Source organism: Cedecea neteri, from assembly GCF_000758325.1.
In the GTDB taxonomy this organism is placed as follows: Bacteria; Pseudomonadota; Gammaproteobacteria; order Enterobacterales; family Enterobacteriaceae; genus Cedecea; species Cedecea neteri_B.
On record NZ_CP009459.1, the window covers coordinates 4,297,475 to 4,313,164 of the forward strand.

Annotated in this window: 15 protein-coding genes; 2 read left to right on the forward strand and 13 right to left on the reverse strand. The window is 56.0% G+C overall.

Features of this window, described 5'->3' with window-relative positions:
• Positions 1 to 10 precede the first annotated feature (10 nt).
• Positions 11 to 904 carry a TIGR01777 family oxidoreductase gene (locus LH86_RS20000; protein WP_039305119.1) on the forward strand — a complete coding sequence of 298 codons (894 nt, stop codon included), beginning with the start codon at positions 11 to 13 and terminating at the stop codon, positions 902 to 904.
• A gap of 37 nt (positions 905 to 941) precedes the next feature.
• Here the strand turns inward: LH86_RS20000 and LH86_RS20005 are convergent, their stop codons facing one another.
• The 3 genes from LH86_RS20005 to dalD all read right to left on the reverse strand — a co-directional run bounded on the left by LH86_RS20005 (position 942) and on the right by dalD (position 5,153).
• Positions 942 to 2,219, reverse strand: coding sequence for an MFS transporter (locus LH86_RS20005; RefSeq protein ID WP_039305122.1), 1,278 nt, complete (start codon positions 2,217 to 2,219; stop codon positions 942 to 944).
• 63 nt (positions 2,220 to 2,282) lie between these two features.
• The gene (xylB, locus tag LH86_RS20010) at positions 2,283 to 3,749 is read right to left on the reverse strand and encodes a xylulokinase (RefSeq protein WP_039305124.1); all 1,467 of its coding nucleotides are present in this window, start codon (positions 3,747 to 3,749) and stop codon (positions 2,283 to 2,285) included.
• Between the two features lie 9 nt (positions 3,750 to 3,758).
• The gene (gene dalD, locus LH86_RS20015) at positions 3,759 to 5,153 is read right to left on the reverse strand and encodes a D-arabinitol 4-dehydrogenase (RefSeq protein ID WP_039305129.1); all 1,395 of its coding nucleotides are present in this window, start codon (positions 5,151 to 5,153) and stop codon (positions 3,759 to 3,761) included.
• Positions 5,154 to 5,347: 194 nt separating this feature from the next.
• Here dalD and LH86_RS20020 point away from each other — a divergent pair, with 194 nt between their 5' ends.
• Positions 5,348 to 6,298 carry a sugar-binding transcriptional regulator gene (locus tag LH86_RS20020; RefSeq protein WP_039305132.1) on the forward strand — a complete coding sequence of 317 codons (951 nt, stop codon included), beginning with the start codon at positions 5,348 to 5,350 and terminating at the stop codon, positions 6,296 to 6,298.
• 108 nt (positions 6,299 to 6,406) lie between these two features.
• Here the strand turns inward: LH86_RS20020 and hisP are convergent, their stop codons facing one another.
• The 10 genes from hisP to cvpA form a co-directional block, all read right to left on the reverse strand.
• Complete coding sequence (hisP, locus tag LH86_RS20025; protein WP_008459737.1) at positions 6,407 to 7,180, reverse strand: histidine ABC transporter ATP-binding protein HisP; 774 nt, start codon at positions 7,178 to 7,180, stop codon at positions 6,407 to 6,409.
• 10 nt (positions 7,181 to 7,190) lie between these two features.
• A complete protein-coding gene (locus LH86_RS20030; protein ID WP_039305135.1) occupies positions 7,191 to 7,904 on the reverse strand; it encodes an ABC transporter permease in 714 nt (237 codons plus the stop codon).
• Positions 7,901 to 8,587 (reverse strand): histidine ABC transporter permease HisQ, encoded by a 687-nt coding sequence (locus tag LH86_RS20035; protein ID WP_008459735.1) that lies wholly within the window; start codon positions 8,585 to 8,587, stop codon positions 7,901 to 7,903. Before LH86_RS20035 ends, LH86_RS20030 begins: the two co-directional genes overlap by 4 nt.
• Positions 8,588 to 8,664: 77 nt before the next feature.
• Positions 8,665 to 9,447 carry a histidine ABC transporter substrate-binding protein HisJ gene (hisJ, locus tag LH86_RS20040; RefSeq protein WP_039295567.1) on the reverse strand — a complete coding sequence of 261 codons (783 nt, stop codon included), beginning with the start codon at positions 9,445 to 9,447 and terminating at the stop codon, positions 8,665 to 8,667.
• A gap of 191 nt (positions 9,448 to 9,638) precedes the next feature.
• The gene (gene argT / locus LH86_RS20045; protein WP_039305138.1) at positions 9,639 to 10,421 is read right to left on the reverse strand and encodes a lysine/arginine/ornithine ABC transporter substrate-binding protein ArgT; all 783 of its coding nucleotides are present in this window, start codon (positions 10,419 to 10,421) and stop codon (positions 9,639 to 9,641) included.
• Between the two features lie 287 nt (positions 10,422 to 10,708).
• Entirely contained in the window at positions 10,709 to 11,281 is a 573-nt protein-coding gene (locus LH86_RS20050) for a UbiX family flavin prenyltransferase (RefSeq protein WP_039305142.1), read from the reverse strand.
• A gap of 21 nt (positions 11,282 to 11,302) precedes the next feature.
• Positions 11,303 to 11,974: an ArsR/SmtB family transcription factor gene (locus LH86_RS20055; protein WP_039305145.1), complete on the reverse strand. Its 672-nt coding sequence runs from the start codon at positions 11,972 to 11,974 to the stop codon at positions 11,303 to 11,305.
• 65 nt (positions 11,975 to 12,039) lie between these two features.
• The gene (locus LH86_RS20060; RefSeq protein ID WP_039305148.1) at positions 12,040 to 13,452 is read right to left on the reverse strand and encodes an MFS transporter; all 1,413 of its coding nucleotides are present in this window, start codon (positions 13,450 to 13,452) and stop codon (positions 12,040 to 12,042) included.
• A 135-nt stretch (positions 13,453 to 13,587) separates the two neighbouring features.
• Positions 13,588 to 15,105 carry an amidophosphoribosyltransferase gene (gene purF, locus LH86_RS20065; protein ID WP_008459723.1) on the reverse strand — a complete coding sequence of 506 codons (1,518 nt, stop codon included), beginning with the start codon at positions 15,103 to 15,105 and terminating at the stop codon, positions 13,588 to 13,590.
• Positions 15,106 to 15,143: 38 nt separating this feature from the next.
• Positions 15,144 to 15,629, reverse strand: coding sequence for a colicin V production protein (gene cvpA, locus LH86_RS20070; protein ID WP_008459721.1), 486 nt, complete (start codon positions 15,627 to 15,629; stop codon positions 15,144 to 15,146).
• Between the last annotated feature and the right edge of the window lie 61 nt (positions 15,630 to 15,690).

A 15,690-nucleotide genomic window follows, 5' to 3' on the forward strand; every position in this document is an offset into this window, starting at 1 on the left:
GGAGGAAAGTATGGAGATCCTGATTACCGGCGGCAGCGGGCTGATTGGCCGCCACCTGACAGCTCGCCTGCTTGAGCTGGGCCATGCTGTTTCGGTCGTCACACGTGCGCCGGAAAAGGCCCGCAAGCGGCTGGATAATCGGGTTGCGCTGCTCAAAGGGCTCGACGGCGTACAGAATCTCGACGCCTTCGACGCGGTTATTAACCTGGCCGGGGAGCCAATCGCCGATAAACGCTGGAGCGAGGAGCAAAAGCAGCGCCTGTGCCAGAGCCGCTGGCAAATCACCGAGCGGCTTGTCGAGTTGTTTAAAGCCAGCCAGCAGCCGCCCAAAGTCTTCATTTCCGGTTCAGCCACCGGCTATTACGGCGACCTTGGCGAAGTGGTCGTCACCGAAGACGAACCTCCCCACAACGAATTCACCCACAAGCTTTGCGCCCGTTGGGAGCAAATTGCCTGCGGCGCGCAAAGTGAAGCTACGCGAGTTTGCCTGTTACGCACCGGCGTTGTATTGGCCCCCAAAGGCGGGATTCTGGCCAAAATGCTGCCGCTGTTCCGGCTGGGACTAGGCGGCCCCATTGGCAATGGCCGCCAGTATCTGGCGTGGATCCATATCGACGATATGGTGAACGGCATTCTCTGGCTGCTGGATAACGACCTGCGCGGGCCGTTTAATATGGTTTCCCCTTACCCGGTACGCAATGAACAGTTTTCCCATGCTCTTGGCCATGCCCTCAAGCGCCCGGCCATACTTCGCGCCCCGGCCACGGCGATTCGCCTGCTGATGGGGGAATCTTCGGTGTTAGTGCTCGGTGGGCAGCGGGCACTGCCTAAACGCCTGGAGGAATCCGGCTTTGGCTTCCGTTGGTTTGACTTAGACGAAGCGCTGGCGGACGTGATTCGTTAACAGCAAAAAGCCGGGTTATTCGCCCGGCTTTTTCATTTTACTGCTCTACAGGGCTCATTTTCCCCGCGTCAGCTTTATCCTTCACCCGTTTCGGCTGCGGAACTTTGATGATAAACGTCAGCACGCCCGCGAACAGATACAGCCCGGTGTACGCCCAAACTACACCCACTATGTCGAAAAACGGCAGAATCAGTGATGCAATAGCCGGTGCCACAAAGTTGCTCATCCCCGCGGACAGGTTATAGATGGAAATGGCTGCCCCGCGATGATGGGGTTCCAGCGTTGGAAACACCGCTGTCATTGGCACAAACGCCGCGACAAAGGTGCCAAGCATGACCGCCGGGATCAGCGCCACCCAGAAGTTATGTCCCACCCACACGGGCAGGTAATAAAACGTCAGGCTGGAAATCGCCATACCTAAACAGCCAAACCAGCGAACCTGGCGGATCCAGCCGATGTACTCGCCCATGATTCCCCAAAAGATATTGGTGAAAATGGTGACAAAGAAGAACACCGCCCAGATTTGCAGCCATTCTGAAATCGTAAAACCGAGACGGTCCACAAACAACAACGGCATCACTATCGCAAAGCCAAACAGCGACAGCGTGTTAATAATGCGGATAAGACAGGCGTAAAACACGTCACGGTTGCTGAACAGAATGGTCACCGCCCGCGACATCTCCGTCATTTTCTCTTTCAGCGGCAGATTAACCCGCGAGCGATCAACCGGCACATTACGCAGGCTGAAGAAGGCGATAAGCCCCCCGCCCGTGACCCAGACTATGGCCATCCATAGCGTCCCCGTTTCGCCAAATGCCGGGATAGTCAGGCTGGGCAGATAGCTCCCTACCACGCCAATGCCGATGGAGTACATCGCCCAGAACCAGCCAGTCGCTGCCGCCAGCCTCTCACGCGGTACCACCTGCACCAGCATCAGCATGAAGGAGTAGATAAATAGCGGATAAGCCAGGCCGCGAATGCCGTAAAATAGCAGCATCAGCGGGTAGTTGCGCATCCCAAGACCAAGCGTCATAAACAATGCATGCATCACGACCCAGGTCACAAAACCAATCAGCATTGCTTTTTGCGGGGTAATAAGCTCAGCGACTACGCCGGAAGCCCAGGCCGCCAGACCTGCTGCAAGGCCATACAGAGTAAACACCATCGCCGATTCCGCAGGCGTAAAGCCCATATCGGTAATGTGTTTAGACAAAAATGCCATCTCGAAACCATCGCCACTCATAAAAATAGCGATAGCGACAAATCCCCACAGCAGATGTTTAGGTAAACCAAACCAGTAGTGTTTAGATTGCATCACACTCTTCCTCGTTCACGGGTACAGGGGTTTCCGGCGGCAGAATAGCCGCCGGAAGGGCCGTCAGGGCAGCAGCTTACGAGCGGCTTTTTGTTGTTGGTAAAGCAGATGGAACACGGACAACCGCTGATGCAGCACACTTTGCAGGCTTTTACGCGGCATGAAGCGTTGTTGAACAGGAGGCTTGCGGCAAACAACTTCTTCTACGCCGCCGTCTGCCAACCAGCCAAGGCGAGCGGCACCAAGCGCCCCGGAGGAACTCGCCGGATGGGTCACAATCGGCACATCCAGCACGTCGGCAATCAGCTGCGCCCAGATAGCGCTGCGTGCCCCTCCGCCTGTCAGGCTACATTGAGTAATCTGGCTACGGGACGTCTCCAGCACCGCCATACCGTCCGCCAGGCCGAAGGTCACGCCCTCAATCACCGAATATCCGAGTAAGGCACGGCTGGTTTCATGGTTGAGCGCGAAGAAACTCCCCATGGCGTGAGCATCGTTATGCGGCGTGCGCTCCCCTGACAGATAAGGCAGGAAAACAGGTGCGTGTTTTTTCTGCTCGTCGCTCAGGCCTGCCATTTCCTCCATAAGCTGGCTTTCGGTGACCGACAGCAGATTACACACCCAACGCAGGCAACTGGCGGCGCTGAGCATTACGCTCATCTGGTGCCAGCGCTGAGGTAAAGCGTGGCAAAAGGCATGCACGCCGGATTCAGGGCGAGTTTGCAGCTCGTCGTTTACCACGAAGATAACGCCGGACGTACCGAGCGAAATAAATGCATCGCCGCTATTCACCGCGCCAACGCCAACTGCCGAGGTAGCATTATCGCCACCACCACCGGCGATTTTGACGCCGGAGCTAAGCCCCCACTCGGTTGCCAGAGCGGAACGTAAAACGGCGCTGACTTCGCTGCCCTCTACCAGGCGCGGCATCTGGCTGCGAGTCAGCCCGGTCGCCGCCAGCAGTTTGTCTGACCAGTCGCGCTTTGCCACGTCCAGCCACAGCGTTCCGGCGGCGTCCGACGGGTCGGAAACGAACTCACCGCTCAACCGCCAGCGCAGGTAGTCTTTCGGCAGCAGCACCTTATCCACGCGGGAAAAGATTTCCGGCTCGTGCTCCGCCACCCAGCGTAGTTTCGGGGCGGTAAAGCCGGGCATCACCAGGTTGCCGCTGATGGTCAGAAACTCAGGGTCTTCTGCAGTGAGCCGAGCACATTGTTCGGCGCTGCGCGTGTCGTTCCACAGAATGCAGGGGCGCAGCACTTTTCCCTGGTCGTCCAGCAGCACTGCGCCGTGCATCTGCCCCGACAAGCCAATAGCGCGAATTTGTGCCCAGGCTTCAGGCATTTGCTGGCGCAGCGTAGAGACGACCTGCTGCGTCGCCTGCCACCAGGCCTCAGGATCCTGCTCAGCCCAGTGCGAATACGGACGCTGAACGGTTAATGCCGCATGAGCAGAGCCTAAAATTTCGCCCTGTCCGTCAATCAGCAAAGCCTTCAGTTCCGAGGTGCCGATATCGATGCCAAGATACATAGCGCCTCCTTAAGCAGCAGCCAGAGGCGATTGCGGAGACTTGATCCACGCTTCAAGGCGAGTGACCGTACGAGCCATCAGCTCATGGAAAGCGGAGGAATGTGCGAGTTCGGCAAACAAAGTTTCGTCGCTGACAAAGGCCTTGAGCGGCTCTGGCGCGGCGAACAAAGCCCGAATCGCATCGTCTTGCATGACGCCATCCTGGTACTCATAAGGCAGTTGGCCTTGCGCCCAGCGCTGCAGGAACAGGAAGAACAGTGCGGGCAGAACCGCCGTTGCCGCAGGCTCCTCACCTCGCTGATAGCACTCAATCAGCGTCGGGGTAATAAAGCCAGGGATCTTGGACAGGCCGTCGGCCGCCACGCGCTGGTTGGTATCTTTGATATACGGATTGCTAAAGCGGGCCAGGACCACATCACGATACGCAGCCAGGTCCAACGGGCTCGGTGACAGCGAAGGGATGACATCCTCCGTGACGTAATCCCACGCCATCTGCCTGATCGGCTGCTGCACGGTGCTTTCATCGATGTAACTCAAACCGGTCAGCGTCCCGGCCCAGGCAATACAGCTGTGGCTGGCGTTCAGAATGCGGATTTTTGCCTCTTCATAGGGCAGCACGGATTTCACCATTTCGACGCCAACGTTCTCAAGCGACGGGCGACCGTTGATAAAGTTGTCCTCAATAACCCACTGAATAAACGATTCCCCCATCACCGGCACCTTGTCGTCGAACCCGGTAGCCGCTTTCACCCGTGGGGCAATATCCGCAGTAGGGCGAGGAGTAATACGGTCAACCATGGTATTAGGCGACACGGTGTGGGTGGTCACCCAGTCAAACAGAGCGTGGTCGCCCTTCGCCTTCAGGAACGACAGAAAGCCGTGGCGGAAGCGTTCGCCGTTGTGGCGCAGGTTATCGCAGTTGAGCAGCGTTACCGGTTCACCGCCGTTGCTCATACGCCGATGCAGAATGCGGCTGAGCGCGCCGTAAAGCGTAGTCATTCCTCCGGCAAGATCGGCTTTGACATCAGGCTGATGAACGTCCAGCTCGTGCTGCGGCGTCAGGTAATACCCGGCTTCGGTGACGGTAAAGGCAATCACGCGGGTCGAAGCTTTGGCGCCCTCTTCAACCAGAGCACCGATCTCTTTATCCCACGGCAGCACTTTGCCGATAGAGGCGATCTTTTCGTAGGCACGCTCGCCTTCCGGCGTGACGGTTTCCAGCACATATTCACCGCGCTGTGCCGCCAGTTGATTCAGCAGCTCACCGGCATCATTACGGATATTGCCCAGCGAAATACTCCAGCCGTCATCGCCCTGCTTGCGCAGCTGATTGAGATACCACGCCTGATGGGCACGGTGGAAAGAGCCTGCGCCAATATGCATCCATACCGATTTCGTCGTCATGATTCACCTCAGTTTTAAGCATTTGTCATTTTTAAGGGCATTTGCCCGTTTGTTATAGTCTAGTTGCGGCAGGCGCCGTCTTTCTGAGATCAAACTCACACAGACAACATTTGCCCATAAAAATGACTTTTGCCCAATTACCAACAAAGCACGCACGGAGTAGAATGCACATCAAAGAGTCATAAGGTGTCGCCATGAGCAGAGAAGAGAAAAAACAAGAACAAGCCGCGCGCGTTGCCTGGATGTATTACGTAGCGGGTATGACACAACAGGATATCGCCCGTGAACTGGGGATTTCCCGTCAGGTCGCCCAGCGGCTGGTTTCTTCCGCGCGCGAGCAGGGTATGGTGACGGTCAAAATTGCCCATCCGGTTGCCCGCTGTCTGAAGCTGGCACAGCAGGTTCGGGAACGTTTCGGCCTGGAAATCTGCCGCGTAGTGCCCTCGGAAGGGCTGGATGACGAAGCCATCCAGCAGATGCTGGCGGTGGAAGGTGCCGAAGTCATGTCGCAGTTTATCGCCGACGAGCAGCCGCAGGTTTTCGGCATTGGCTCCGGCAAAACGCTGCGCTCAATCATCGACGTCCTGCCGTGGGTCGAACGTCCGCAGCACCACTGCGTATCCATGATTGGGGCGATTGCGCGGGATGACTCAGGTACCCGCTATGACATGCCGCTAAAAATGGCGGAAAAAATGCAGGGAAAATACTTTTTTATCCCGGCCCCGCTGTATGCCGATAATGAAGAAGATCGCGACATGTGGTGTCGCCACAAGATTTACCAGCGCGTGACCGACCGGGCGCTGGCGGCCAATGTTGCGTTCCTCGGTGTTGGCGAGGTGGACATTGGCTGCCCGCTGAATGCCGAAGGATTCATTACCGACGAACAGGTCAGCATGCTGCACGCCCAGGGGGTTGCGGGTGAAATGTTGGGACATTTCTTCGACCATAGCGGCCAGCGCGTCTACAGCGAGCTGGATGCTCTGCTGACCAGCGTGCCGCTGCAAAGTGATAACCCGCGTAAGATCATCGCTTTTTCAGGTGGAATGCGAAAGTTTGCCGCCATCAAAGCAGCATTGACAGGCCGCTGGATGTCAGGCCTGGTGACGGATGAGAGTACAGCAGTGAGATTGTTGGGCGAGGAGTGAGGCGTTATTTACCCTCACCCCGGCCCTCTCCCGGAGGGAGAGGGGGAAACTGCTGAGGTGGAATCATGTTTATTCCCTCTCGCTTCAGGAGAGGGTTAGGGTGATGGATTACTTCAGCGAACCAGATAAGAACTGCTGCAGGCGGGCGCTTTTTGGGCTGCCAAACAGCTCTGCCGGGGGGCCTTCTTCCTCAATGCGCCCCTGATGCAGGAAGATGACGTGGCTGGAAACATGGCGGGCAAAATCCATCTCGTGGGTAACCACGACCATGGTTTTCCCCTCTTCTGCCAGCTTCTGCATAATGCGCAGGACTTCGCCCACCAGCTCCGGGTCGAGCGCCGAGGTGGGCTCATCAAACAGCAGCACTTCGGGCTCCATCGCCAGCGCGCGGGCGATGGAAACACGCTGCTGCTGGCCACCGGACAGATGCACCGGGTATTTAACGTACTGACGTTCGTCGATGCCGACTTTAGCCAGGTACTTAATCGCCCGCTCTTTTGATTCCTGCTTGCTCAGCCCGAGTACCTGAATAGGTGCTTCCATCACGTTTTCCAGTACCGTCATGTGGCTCCAAAGGTTGAAGTGCTGGAACACCATCGTCAGACGAGTACGCAGCAGACGCAGCTGGTTTTTGTCGGCCACTTTGAGCTGGCCGTCTTTGTCCCGCACCAGATTGATGTTCTGGTTGCTGACCACAATCGTGCCTTCGCTGGGTTTTTCAAGGAAGTTAATGCAGCGCAAAAAGGTACTTTTGCCCGAGCCAGACGAACCGATAATACTGATCACGTCCCCGGCGTTAGCCTTCAGAGACACCCCTTTGAGCACTTCATGTTCGCCGTAGCGTTTGTGCAGATCCGTTACGTTTAATTTAATTTCAGCCATCAGAAGTCACTCAGTGCGAAGCGGGTTTAACGTGCTGCAGCCAGCGCTTTTCCGCTTTGCGGAACAGGCTTATCAGCACATAAGAGATAATCAAATACAGCACGGCCGCGATGCCAAACGCGGTAAACGGCTGGTAGGTTGCGGAGTTGATATCACGGGCAATCTTGAGCAGATCCGGCACCGTGGCGGTAAACGCCAGCGCCGTAGAGTGCAGCATCAGGATCACTTCGTTGCTGTAGGCCGGCAGCGCGATACGCAGCGCGGAAGGCAGAATAATACAGCGGTACATTTTCACTTTTGAGAAGCCGTAAGCGCGCGCCGCCTCAATATCACCGTGCGGAACCGAGCGAATGGCACCGGCGAAAATCTCCGTGGTGTAGGCGCAAGTGTTCAGCGTTAACGCCAGCACGGTACAGTTCAGGCCGCTGCGGAAGAACGCGTTCAGCAATTCCGTCCCTTTGACAATCTCCAGCGTATACATGCCGGAATAGAACACCAGCAGCTGTACGTAAAGCGGCGTGCCGCGGAATACGTAGGTAAAGAGCCAGATGGGGAACGAAATAAACTTGTTGCTGGACACCCGCCCGATGGCGAGGAACAGCGCCAGAATCCCGCCCATCACCACGGACGTAATCAGCAGCCAGAGCGTAATGGCGACGCCCGTAAAGCGGTAACCGTCGGTCCACAGCAGCGACTGCCAGTAATCGTGAATAATATCGATCATAGCTCGGCCCTCTTCACGCCAACAGAATAGCGGCGTTCAAGCCAGAGCAGCACTCCGTTTGAAACCGTGGTAAAGACCAGGTAGATAATCCCGGCGACAATCGCAAAGTAGAACGGCTGCCAGGTGCTTTTCCCGGCGAGCTGCGTAGCTTTCACCACGTCTTCCAGGCCAAGCAGAGACACCAGCGCGGTGGCTTTCAGGATAACCTGCCAGTTGTTACCGATGCCCGGCAGTGCATAGCGCATCATCGCCGGGAACAGAATACGGCGGAAAGTTTGTGAGCCGGTAAAGCCAAAGGCGGTGGCCGCCTCAATATGGCCTTTCGGCACGGCAAGATAGGCGCCACGGAAGGTTTCAGTGAAATAAGCCCCGTAGATAAAACCGAGCGTGATGATCCCGGCGATCATTGGGTCGATATCAAACTGCGCCATCCCCAACGCGTCGGTAATGCTGTTGAGCAACATCTGCAGCCCATAGAAAATTAACAGCATCAGCACCAGGTCAGGCACGCCGCGAATCAGCGTGGTGTAGCCTTCAAACAGCAAAGCGAGCGGGCGATTTTTGGACAGTTTTGCGCCAGCACCGGCAAGCCCAATCAGCACGGAAAGGACAACCGAGGCGAGCGCCAGCTCAAGCGTAACCAGAGCCCCTTTAAAAATTACTTCGGAAAAGCCATACAACATGGTGCGTATCCTGTCGTCAGTGTTTGCTGCTACTTATTGGGCCCCGTCTGACGCGGGGCCTTTATCACCGGTAAGGCTTATTCACCATACACATTAAAATCAAAGTACGGCTTCGCTAACTTGTCGTAGGTGCCGTCTTTACGCATCTCCGCGAACGCCTTATTCAGCGCCTCACGCAGTTCGTTATCTTCTTTACGCAGGCCCATACCGGTACCCACGCCAAACAGCTTGTCGTCTTTGATGGACGGGCCACCGAACTGGTAGTTTTTGCCCACCGGCTGCTTCAGGAAGCCTTCGCTGGCGGCGACTTCATCCTGGAACGCGGCGTCAATACGCCCGGCAGCCAGGTCGGCGTAAATGGAATCCTGCCCCTGATAGGAGACAATTTCGATGCCTTTTGGCGCCCAGTGCTCGTTGCCGTAGGTTTCCTGAGTCGTCCCCTGCAGCACGCCGACGCGTTTGCCTTTCAGCGACTCAATGGTCGGCTGAATCGGGGAGCCTTTGGCCACCACCAGGCGAGAATCTGCCGCGTACAACTTGTCGGTAAACGCGATTTCCTGCTGGCGCTTCTCGGTGATGGACAACGAAGACATGATGGCGTCGATCTTTTTCGCTTTCAGCGACGGGATCAGCGCATCCAATGGGTTTTCAACGAAGGTACATTGGGTGTTAATGCGCTTGCAGAGTTCTTTCGCCAAATCGATGTCAAAACCGATCAGCTGGCCCTGAGCATTTTTGGATTCAAATGGCGCATAGGTTGGGTCCGTGCCAATCCGCAGATTTTTCGGAATGGCAGCGAATGCTGTGGTCACGCTGGAAAACGCCAGCACCAGAGAAAGAGACAAAACCAGCTTTTTCATAATTATCCTCAATAGACTGTCCGTTACTTAAGGCTCACACCCACTACAAACAGGGAAAACTTACGCAACACGTTGCGAATAAAACGTTTTCGCACCATAAAGGTGCAGCCGGAACGAGGCCGCACCACTGCATAGTTATCCTGCCCGGTTAAGAATATATTCAAAACCGGGCTACAGACTAAGGGATAAACTTATTCGCCGTAAACATTAAAGTCGAAGTACTTTTTCGCCAGTTTGTCGTAAGTCCCGTCTTTACGCATTTCGGCCAGCGCTTTGTCGAATGCGGCCTTCAGCTCAGTGTCATCTTTACGCAGGCCGATACCGGTCCCGTCGCCAAAGTACTTCTTGTCCTTCACGGACGGACCGGCAAAGGCATAATCTTTCCCGGCAGGCTGTTTCAGGAAGCCTTCGCTCCCGGCGACTTCGTCCTGGAATGCGGCATCCAGGCGCCCCGCAGCGAGGTCAGAGTAAATCAAATCCTGGTTGGCGTAGGCCACGACATCAACACCTTTCGGCCGCCATTCGGCGTTGCCGTAGGTCTCCTGAATGGAGCCCTGCAGCACCCCAACATGCTTGCCTTTCAGTGATTCAAGCGTCGGTTGAATCGGAGAGCCTTTGGCCGCGATCAGGCGTGAATCCGCTGCGTACAGCTTGTTGGAGAAAAGGATCTCCTGCTGGCGTTTTTCGGTGATCGACAGAGAAGAGATGATGGCATCAATTTTCTTCGCTTTCAGCGACGGGATCAGGGAGTCAAAGTCGCTGCCAACCCACGTACATTTGGTCTGAATGCGCTTGCAAAGTTCGTTACCCAGATCGATATCAAACCCAACAAAATCCCCTTTCGCGTCTTTCGAAGAAAATGGCGCGTAGGTCGCGTCGGTACCAATGCGGACGTTTTGCGGAATCGCTGCAAACACGCTGGCTGAGCTGGACAGGCCGAGCAGTAAAGACAGTGCAAGAACCGACTTCTTCATACGATACCCTCAAGTTTGGCTTTCTTATTTGTGATGTCTTGTTGTGTGATAATGCCTTTGCATACGGAGAGTTGCAGTTCTCATGCCACTTTTCCCTGCGTGGAAAAAAGCCGCTGATTTATGTTAATAAAACGTTGCAACTTCGCGCTAGTTTGAAAGATAGCAGGTCTGGAAGGCGGGACTAGAGGGGAACGCGGTTTTCGTGGATTAAATCTTCTAAAAGCGATCGGCGTTACAGAATTGCCCCATTATGAGGCAATCATTTTGTGATGCACCGCAGCAGTGCATCACTTGTGCTCACCCCAGCGGACAAACAGGTCTTCGGGCAGCTCGAGATCAAACTGATCCAGCACCCGGTTAACCGTCTGGTCGACAATATCCTGCAGCGTTTGCGGACGATGATAAAACGCCGGCACCGGCGGCATGATCACCGCGCCCAGTTCAGACGCCTGGGTCATCAGACGCAGGTGCCCGAGGTGCAGCGGCGTTTCACGAATGCAAAGCACCAGCGGACGACGCTCTTTAAGCACCACGTCCGCCGCACGGGTCAGCAGCCCGTCCGTATAGCTGTGTACGATGCCGGACAGCGTTTTAATCGAGCACGGCAGCACCGCCATCCCCATCGTCTTAAACGAGCCAGAGGAAATGCTGGCGGCAATATCACGAGAATCATGCACGACATCTGCCAGCGCCTGAACATCGCGCAGCGAGTAATCGGTCTCCAGCGCCAGCGTCTGACGCGCCGCGTTGCTCATCACCAGGTGGCTTTCTACCTCCGGCAACTGCTGCAGGATTTGCAGTAAACGCACCCCGTAAATGGCGCCGCTTGCGCCGGAAATACCGACAATCAGTCGTTTCATTCATCACCTTTTCTCACCCTTTCAGGATGACCATTTCGACTCAACTCGCAACCCGGCCGCCTGCCAGCCAGGAAAACCATCATCCACGCGCTGCACCATAAAGTCTTTCTGGCGCAGAAACGCCACTGCCTGTCTGGAAAGTACGCAGAAACGCCCGCCGCAGTAGGCCAGAATATCCCTGTCGCGAGGTAAATCAGACAGGTGCTGCTCCAGCTTCTCCAGCGGAATATTCAGCGCACCGGGGATATGGCCGGCGGAATAATCTTCCGCGGAGCGAACATCCAGCAACAACGCGCCCTGCTCCAGCCTGGCCAGCAGCGCTTCAATGGAAACCCCCTCCAGCCGCTGCGGGTTGTAGAGACTCTCCGTCGCAACGCGCTGCATTTCGCTGTGCTGCCAGGTATTAAAATTGTGCAGAGCAGAAAGCACGTTTGCCACCGGCCCTTCGCCTTCGCGGTAAAAAACCTGCTTCCCGACGCGCCGCGACTGTACGAACCCGGCCCGCCTGAGCTGCTGTAAATGCTGGGAGGTATTGGTCACGGAAAGGCCGGTTGTCTCTGCCAGTTGCTCAACTGAACTTTCGCGCTGAAAAACGGCCTCCAGCAAGGCAAGACGATGGGGATGCGCCATCGCGCGAGCAAGACCTGCCAGTATTTCTAGTTGGCCCTGCGGGCTCCCCATCACTTTTTTCATCCACGCTGCCCGTTATCCGCCAAACGCCGCCGATGTTAGCATTGCCGCCCCTAAAGTGACAGATATCACCTGGCCTGCCGACTCAGACGTATTGCTAAAAGCGTCGCACCGGCCGGCGCCAAAGCGAAGACCCCAAACAACGCCATACTGGCCGCGCTGGCTCCTTCACCCCCTCCAGGTGAAGTGATGCCGGCCCCGTTAGTAATAACCCCGGCCAGGGCGGCGGCGAGCGCCGTCGCGTAAAGCTGCACGGTGGTAATGGAGGCGGACGCCAGCGTTTCTTCCCCGGGCGGTGCCGCCTGAAATACCTTCGTTAAAAGATGAGGCCAGGCAAGACCAATCCCGAACCCAACGCCCGCCAGCGCCGTACCGCAGGCAACCACGCCCGCCGGGCCGTTAAAAGGTGTCGGCATAATAATGGACAGCGTGACCAACGACACAAGCACCACCAGCGGCCCGACGCAGATTATCCGCTGCGACATTTTTGAACTGACTGAAGCGCTACAAAGCGCCGCCAGCGTCCAGCCACCGGCCATCATTGCCGTCAAATAACCGGCAGACAACGGGCCGAATAGATGGATGAGCTGCAGAAAGTATGGCACGTAAATTTCCGTCGTCAGGCCAATGACCAGCAGCGCCATCATCGCATAAAGCAGGCCAATACCGCGCGTCGGGGAATAAGCGCCGCGAGGCAGCAATTTTGCCGCGTCCGGCCTGCTGTCCAGGCGAGCGATGAGCCACCCCAGCCCCAGACCAACAGCTATTCCGGAGATATTCAGGGCCAAAGAGCCGCCTAGCCCGGCGAGGGAAATGGCTAGCACAGACAGGACCAACAGCGAGATGGTAAGTACAGGCAATCGTGCCTCACCGGCTTCAGGCTTAGACATGCTCCTAAATTGCACCATCACAATCAGGGCAAGCACGGCGGCTATCGGCAGCAACGCCCAAAACGCAAGGCGCCATTCGCCGATCTCCGCGAAAACACCGCCGATCGCCGGGCCGCATAAGGTTGCGATACCCCACATGCCGGAAACCAGCGCCATAGCCCGGGACCATAGCGGAGCCTCAAAGGCGACGCGGATCAGCGCGTAGCTCAGCGCAAACAGCACACCACCTCCGAGTCCCTGCACCACTCTCCCCAGGAGCATGACCGGCATGGAGGGTGCCAGCGCGCAGATTACCGCCCCGCAGGAAAACAGCAGCAGGGCCGACAGGTAGGCCATCGCCGCGCCCTGCCGCGCAATCAGCTTCGCAGAGACGGCGGAGCCTACAATCGACGCGGCGACAAAGAGCGTGGTGTTCCACGCATACCAGGCCAGGCCGCCAATCTCCTGAATGACGGTCGGCAAAATCGTGGTGACGATATAAATATTAATGGCATGCAGCGCCACACCGCCGGCGAGGGCCAGGGATCGCAGCCCGTTATGGCCGCTAAGCAGCGTGGCCCAGGAGGCATTTTGACTCGTAATGTCTGACATTCACTCTTCCATCTATCATTCCATAAAGTAATGGAATGATAGAATGAAAAACCAACCACAATTTGTCTCTCTGTGCATCGGGCATAAAAAAGCCCACGGGGTAAACCGTGGGCCTGTAAACGAGGGCGGCTTAGCTTAGCCTTCGTTGTGCATCTCTAAGTTTTCCACTTCGTTTTGACGCGCCAGCGCTTTGGAGTCGTCGTTACGCAGGGATTCGAGATACTGCAGGTATTTGTGGTCAACGTCTTTCGTCACGTAGATGCCGTTAAAGACGGAGCATTCGAACTGGGTGATGTCCGGGTTTTCCACGCGTACCGCTTCGATCAGATCGTCCAGATCCTGGAAAATCAGGCCGTCAGCGCCGATGATCTGGCGAATTTCATCCACTTCACGACCGTGAGCAATCAGCTCATTGGCGCTTGGCATGTCGATGCCATACACGTTAGGGAAGCGAATTTCCGGCGCAGCGGATGCCAGGTAAACCTTTTTGGCACCGGCCTCACGCGCCATCTCGATAATCTGCTCAGAGGTGGTGCCGCGCACGATGGAGTCATCCACCAGCAGCACGTTCTTATCGCGGAATTCAGCACGGTTGGCGTTCAGCTTGCGGCGCACGGATTTACGGCGCAGCTGCTGGCCCGGCATGATAAACGTGCGGCCCACATAGCGGTTTTTCACAAACCCCTGGCGGTACGGTTTCTCAAGAATGCGGGCGATTTCCAGTGCGATGTCGCAGGAAGTTTCCGGAATCGGAATGACCACGTCGATATCCAGGTCTTCCCATTCGCGGGCAATTTTCTCGCCAAGTTTTTTACCCATCTCTACGCGCGCGCTGTAGACGGAGATCTTGTCGATAAAGGAGTCCGGGCGAGCAAAATAGACGTACTCGAACAGGCAAGGATTGCTGACCGGGTTGTCGGCGCACTGGCGGGTGAACAGCTGGCCTTTCTCAGTAATGTAGACCGCTTCGCCCGGCGCGATATCACGCAGGAACTCAAAGCCCAGGGTGTCCAGCGCCACGCTCTCGGAGGCGACCATGTATTCGGTGCGGCCATCGCCCAGGTCACGCTTGCCGATCACCAGCGGACGGATGCCGTTCGGGTCGCGGAAGGCAACCATGCCGTGGCCGATAATCATCGCTACGCAGGCGTAAGCGCCGCGAATCTGGCGGTTAGTGGCAGCGATAGCGGCAAAAATGTTGTCTGCTTCCAGCGGATAATGACGGAAGTTATCCAGCTCGCTGGCAAAGATATTGAGCAGGATTTCAGAATCAGAGGTGGTGTTAATGTGGCGGCGCTTTTCTTCAAACAGTTTTTTACGCAGCTCGTGGGCATTGGTCAGATTACCGTTATGCGCCAGCGTAATCCCGTAAGGCGAGTTGACGTAGAAAGGCTGAGCTTCAGAAGCGCTGGAACTGCCTGCGGTGGGGTAACGCACGTGGCCGATACCCATATTCCCCTGCAGACGCTGCATGTGACGGGCTTCAAACACATCGCTCACCAGGCCATTCGCTTTACGCAGACGGAAGCAATTTAACGCGTCGATGGTGACGATGCCGGCGGCATCCTGGCCACGGTGCTGAAGCACCGTTAACGCATCATAAATCGACTGGTTTACCGGCATGAAACCGGCGATACCGACAATACCGCACATGTTGTCTTTTCCTCATTAAGCCACACCCCCCGCTACGATTAGCGGGGCAAGAAACTTGACGAGCTTTGCAGATAGTCAAAGAACCATCTGATGATGAAACTGAATTGCGGGATAAGCTGCGACTTTTGCCAGTCATCGCTTTTCGAAAAACCGGTAAAGGTATCAAGGAAGAACAGAATGGCGGAGACGATCAGTACGCCACGCAAGGCGCCAAAGCAGATCCCCAACACCCTGTCTGTACCCGACAGGCCGGTTTTTTGCACCAGCGCGCTAATCACATAATTGACTATTGCACCGACAATCAGCGTCGCGATAAACAGCACCGCGATAGCTATCCCATTACGTACCAGTTCGTCTTCAAAGCCAGTGAACCAGACTGACAGATAAGTGTAGTAATGACTGGCGACAAAGAAAGCACATCCCCAGGTCACAAGCGATAACGCTTCCTTCACAAACCCACGTATTACGCTTACCAGACAAGAAAAACCGATAACCGCAATGATGGCGTAATCTATCCAGATCATGAAAAAATCTCGTGACAAATTGCCCTGACGTCCAGTTCGGGGCGAATTCTAACAGAAAAAG

Excerpts from the sequence above, each read along its gene's own strand:
- xylB (WP_039305124.1), bottom strand. The coding sequence starts at position 3,749 with ATGTATCTTGGCATCGATATCGGCACCTCGGAACTGAAGGCTTTGCTG.
- LH86_RS20050 (WP_039305142.1), bottom strand. The coding sequence starts at position 11,281 with ATGAAACGACTGATTGTCGGTATTTCCGGCGCAAGCGGCGCCATTTAC.
- LH86_RS20035 (WP_008459735.1), bottom strand. The coding sequence starts at position 8,587 with ATGTTGTATGGCTTTTCCGAAGTAATTTTTAAAGGGGCTCTGGTTACG.
- LH86_RS20060 (WP_039305148.1), bottom strand. The coding sequence starts at position 13,452 with ATGTCAGACATTACGAGTCAAAATGCCTCCTGGGCCACGCTGCTTAGC.
- cvpA (WP_008459721.1), bottom strand. The coding sequence starts at position 15,629 with ATGATCTGGATAGATTACGCCATCATTGCGGTTATCGGTTTTTCTTGT.
- LH86_RS20055 (WP_039305145.1), bottom strand. The coding sequence starts at position 11,974 with ATGAAAAAAGTGATGGGGAGCCCGCAGGGCCAACTAGAAATACTGGCA.
- hisP (WP_008459737.1), bottom strand. The coding sequence starts at position 7,180 with ATGGCTGAAATTAAATTAAACGTAACGGATCTGCACAAACGCTACGGC.
- LH86_RS20005 (WP_039305122.1), bottom strand. The coding sequence starts at position 2,219 with ATGCAATCTAAACACTACTGGTTTGGTTTACCTAAACATCTGCTGTGG.
- argT (WP_039305138.1), bottom strand. The coding sequence starts at position 10,421 with ATGAAGAAGTCGGTTCTTGCACTGTCTTTACTGCTCGGCCTGTCCAGC.
- purF (WP_008459723.1), bottom strand. The coding sequence starts at position 15,105 with ATGTGCGGTATTGTCGGTATCGCCGGTTTCATGCCGGTAAACCAGTCG.
- hisJ (WP_039295567.1), bottom strand. The coding sequence starts at position 9,447 with ATGAAAAAGCTGGTTTTGTCTCTTTCTCTGGTGCTGGCGTTTTCCAGC.
- dalD (WP_039305129.1), bottom strand. The coding sequence starts at position 5,153 with ATGACGACGAAATCGGTATGGATGCATATTGGCGCAGGCTCTTTCCAC.
- LH86_RS20000 (WP_039305119.1), top strand. The coding sequence starts at position 11 with ATGGAGATCCTGATTACCGGCGGCAGCGGGCTGATTGGCCGCCACCTG.
- LH86_RS20020 (WP_039305132.1), top strand. The coding sequence starts at position 5,348 with ATGAGCAGAGAAGAGAAAAAACAAGAACAAGCCGCGCGCGTTGCCTGG.
- LH86_RS20030 (WP_039305135.1), bottom strand. The coding sequence starts at position 7,904 with ATGATCGATATTATTCACGATTACTGGCAGTCGCTGCTGTGGACCGAC.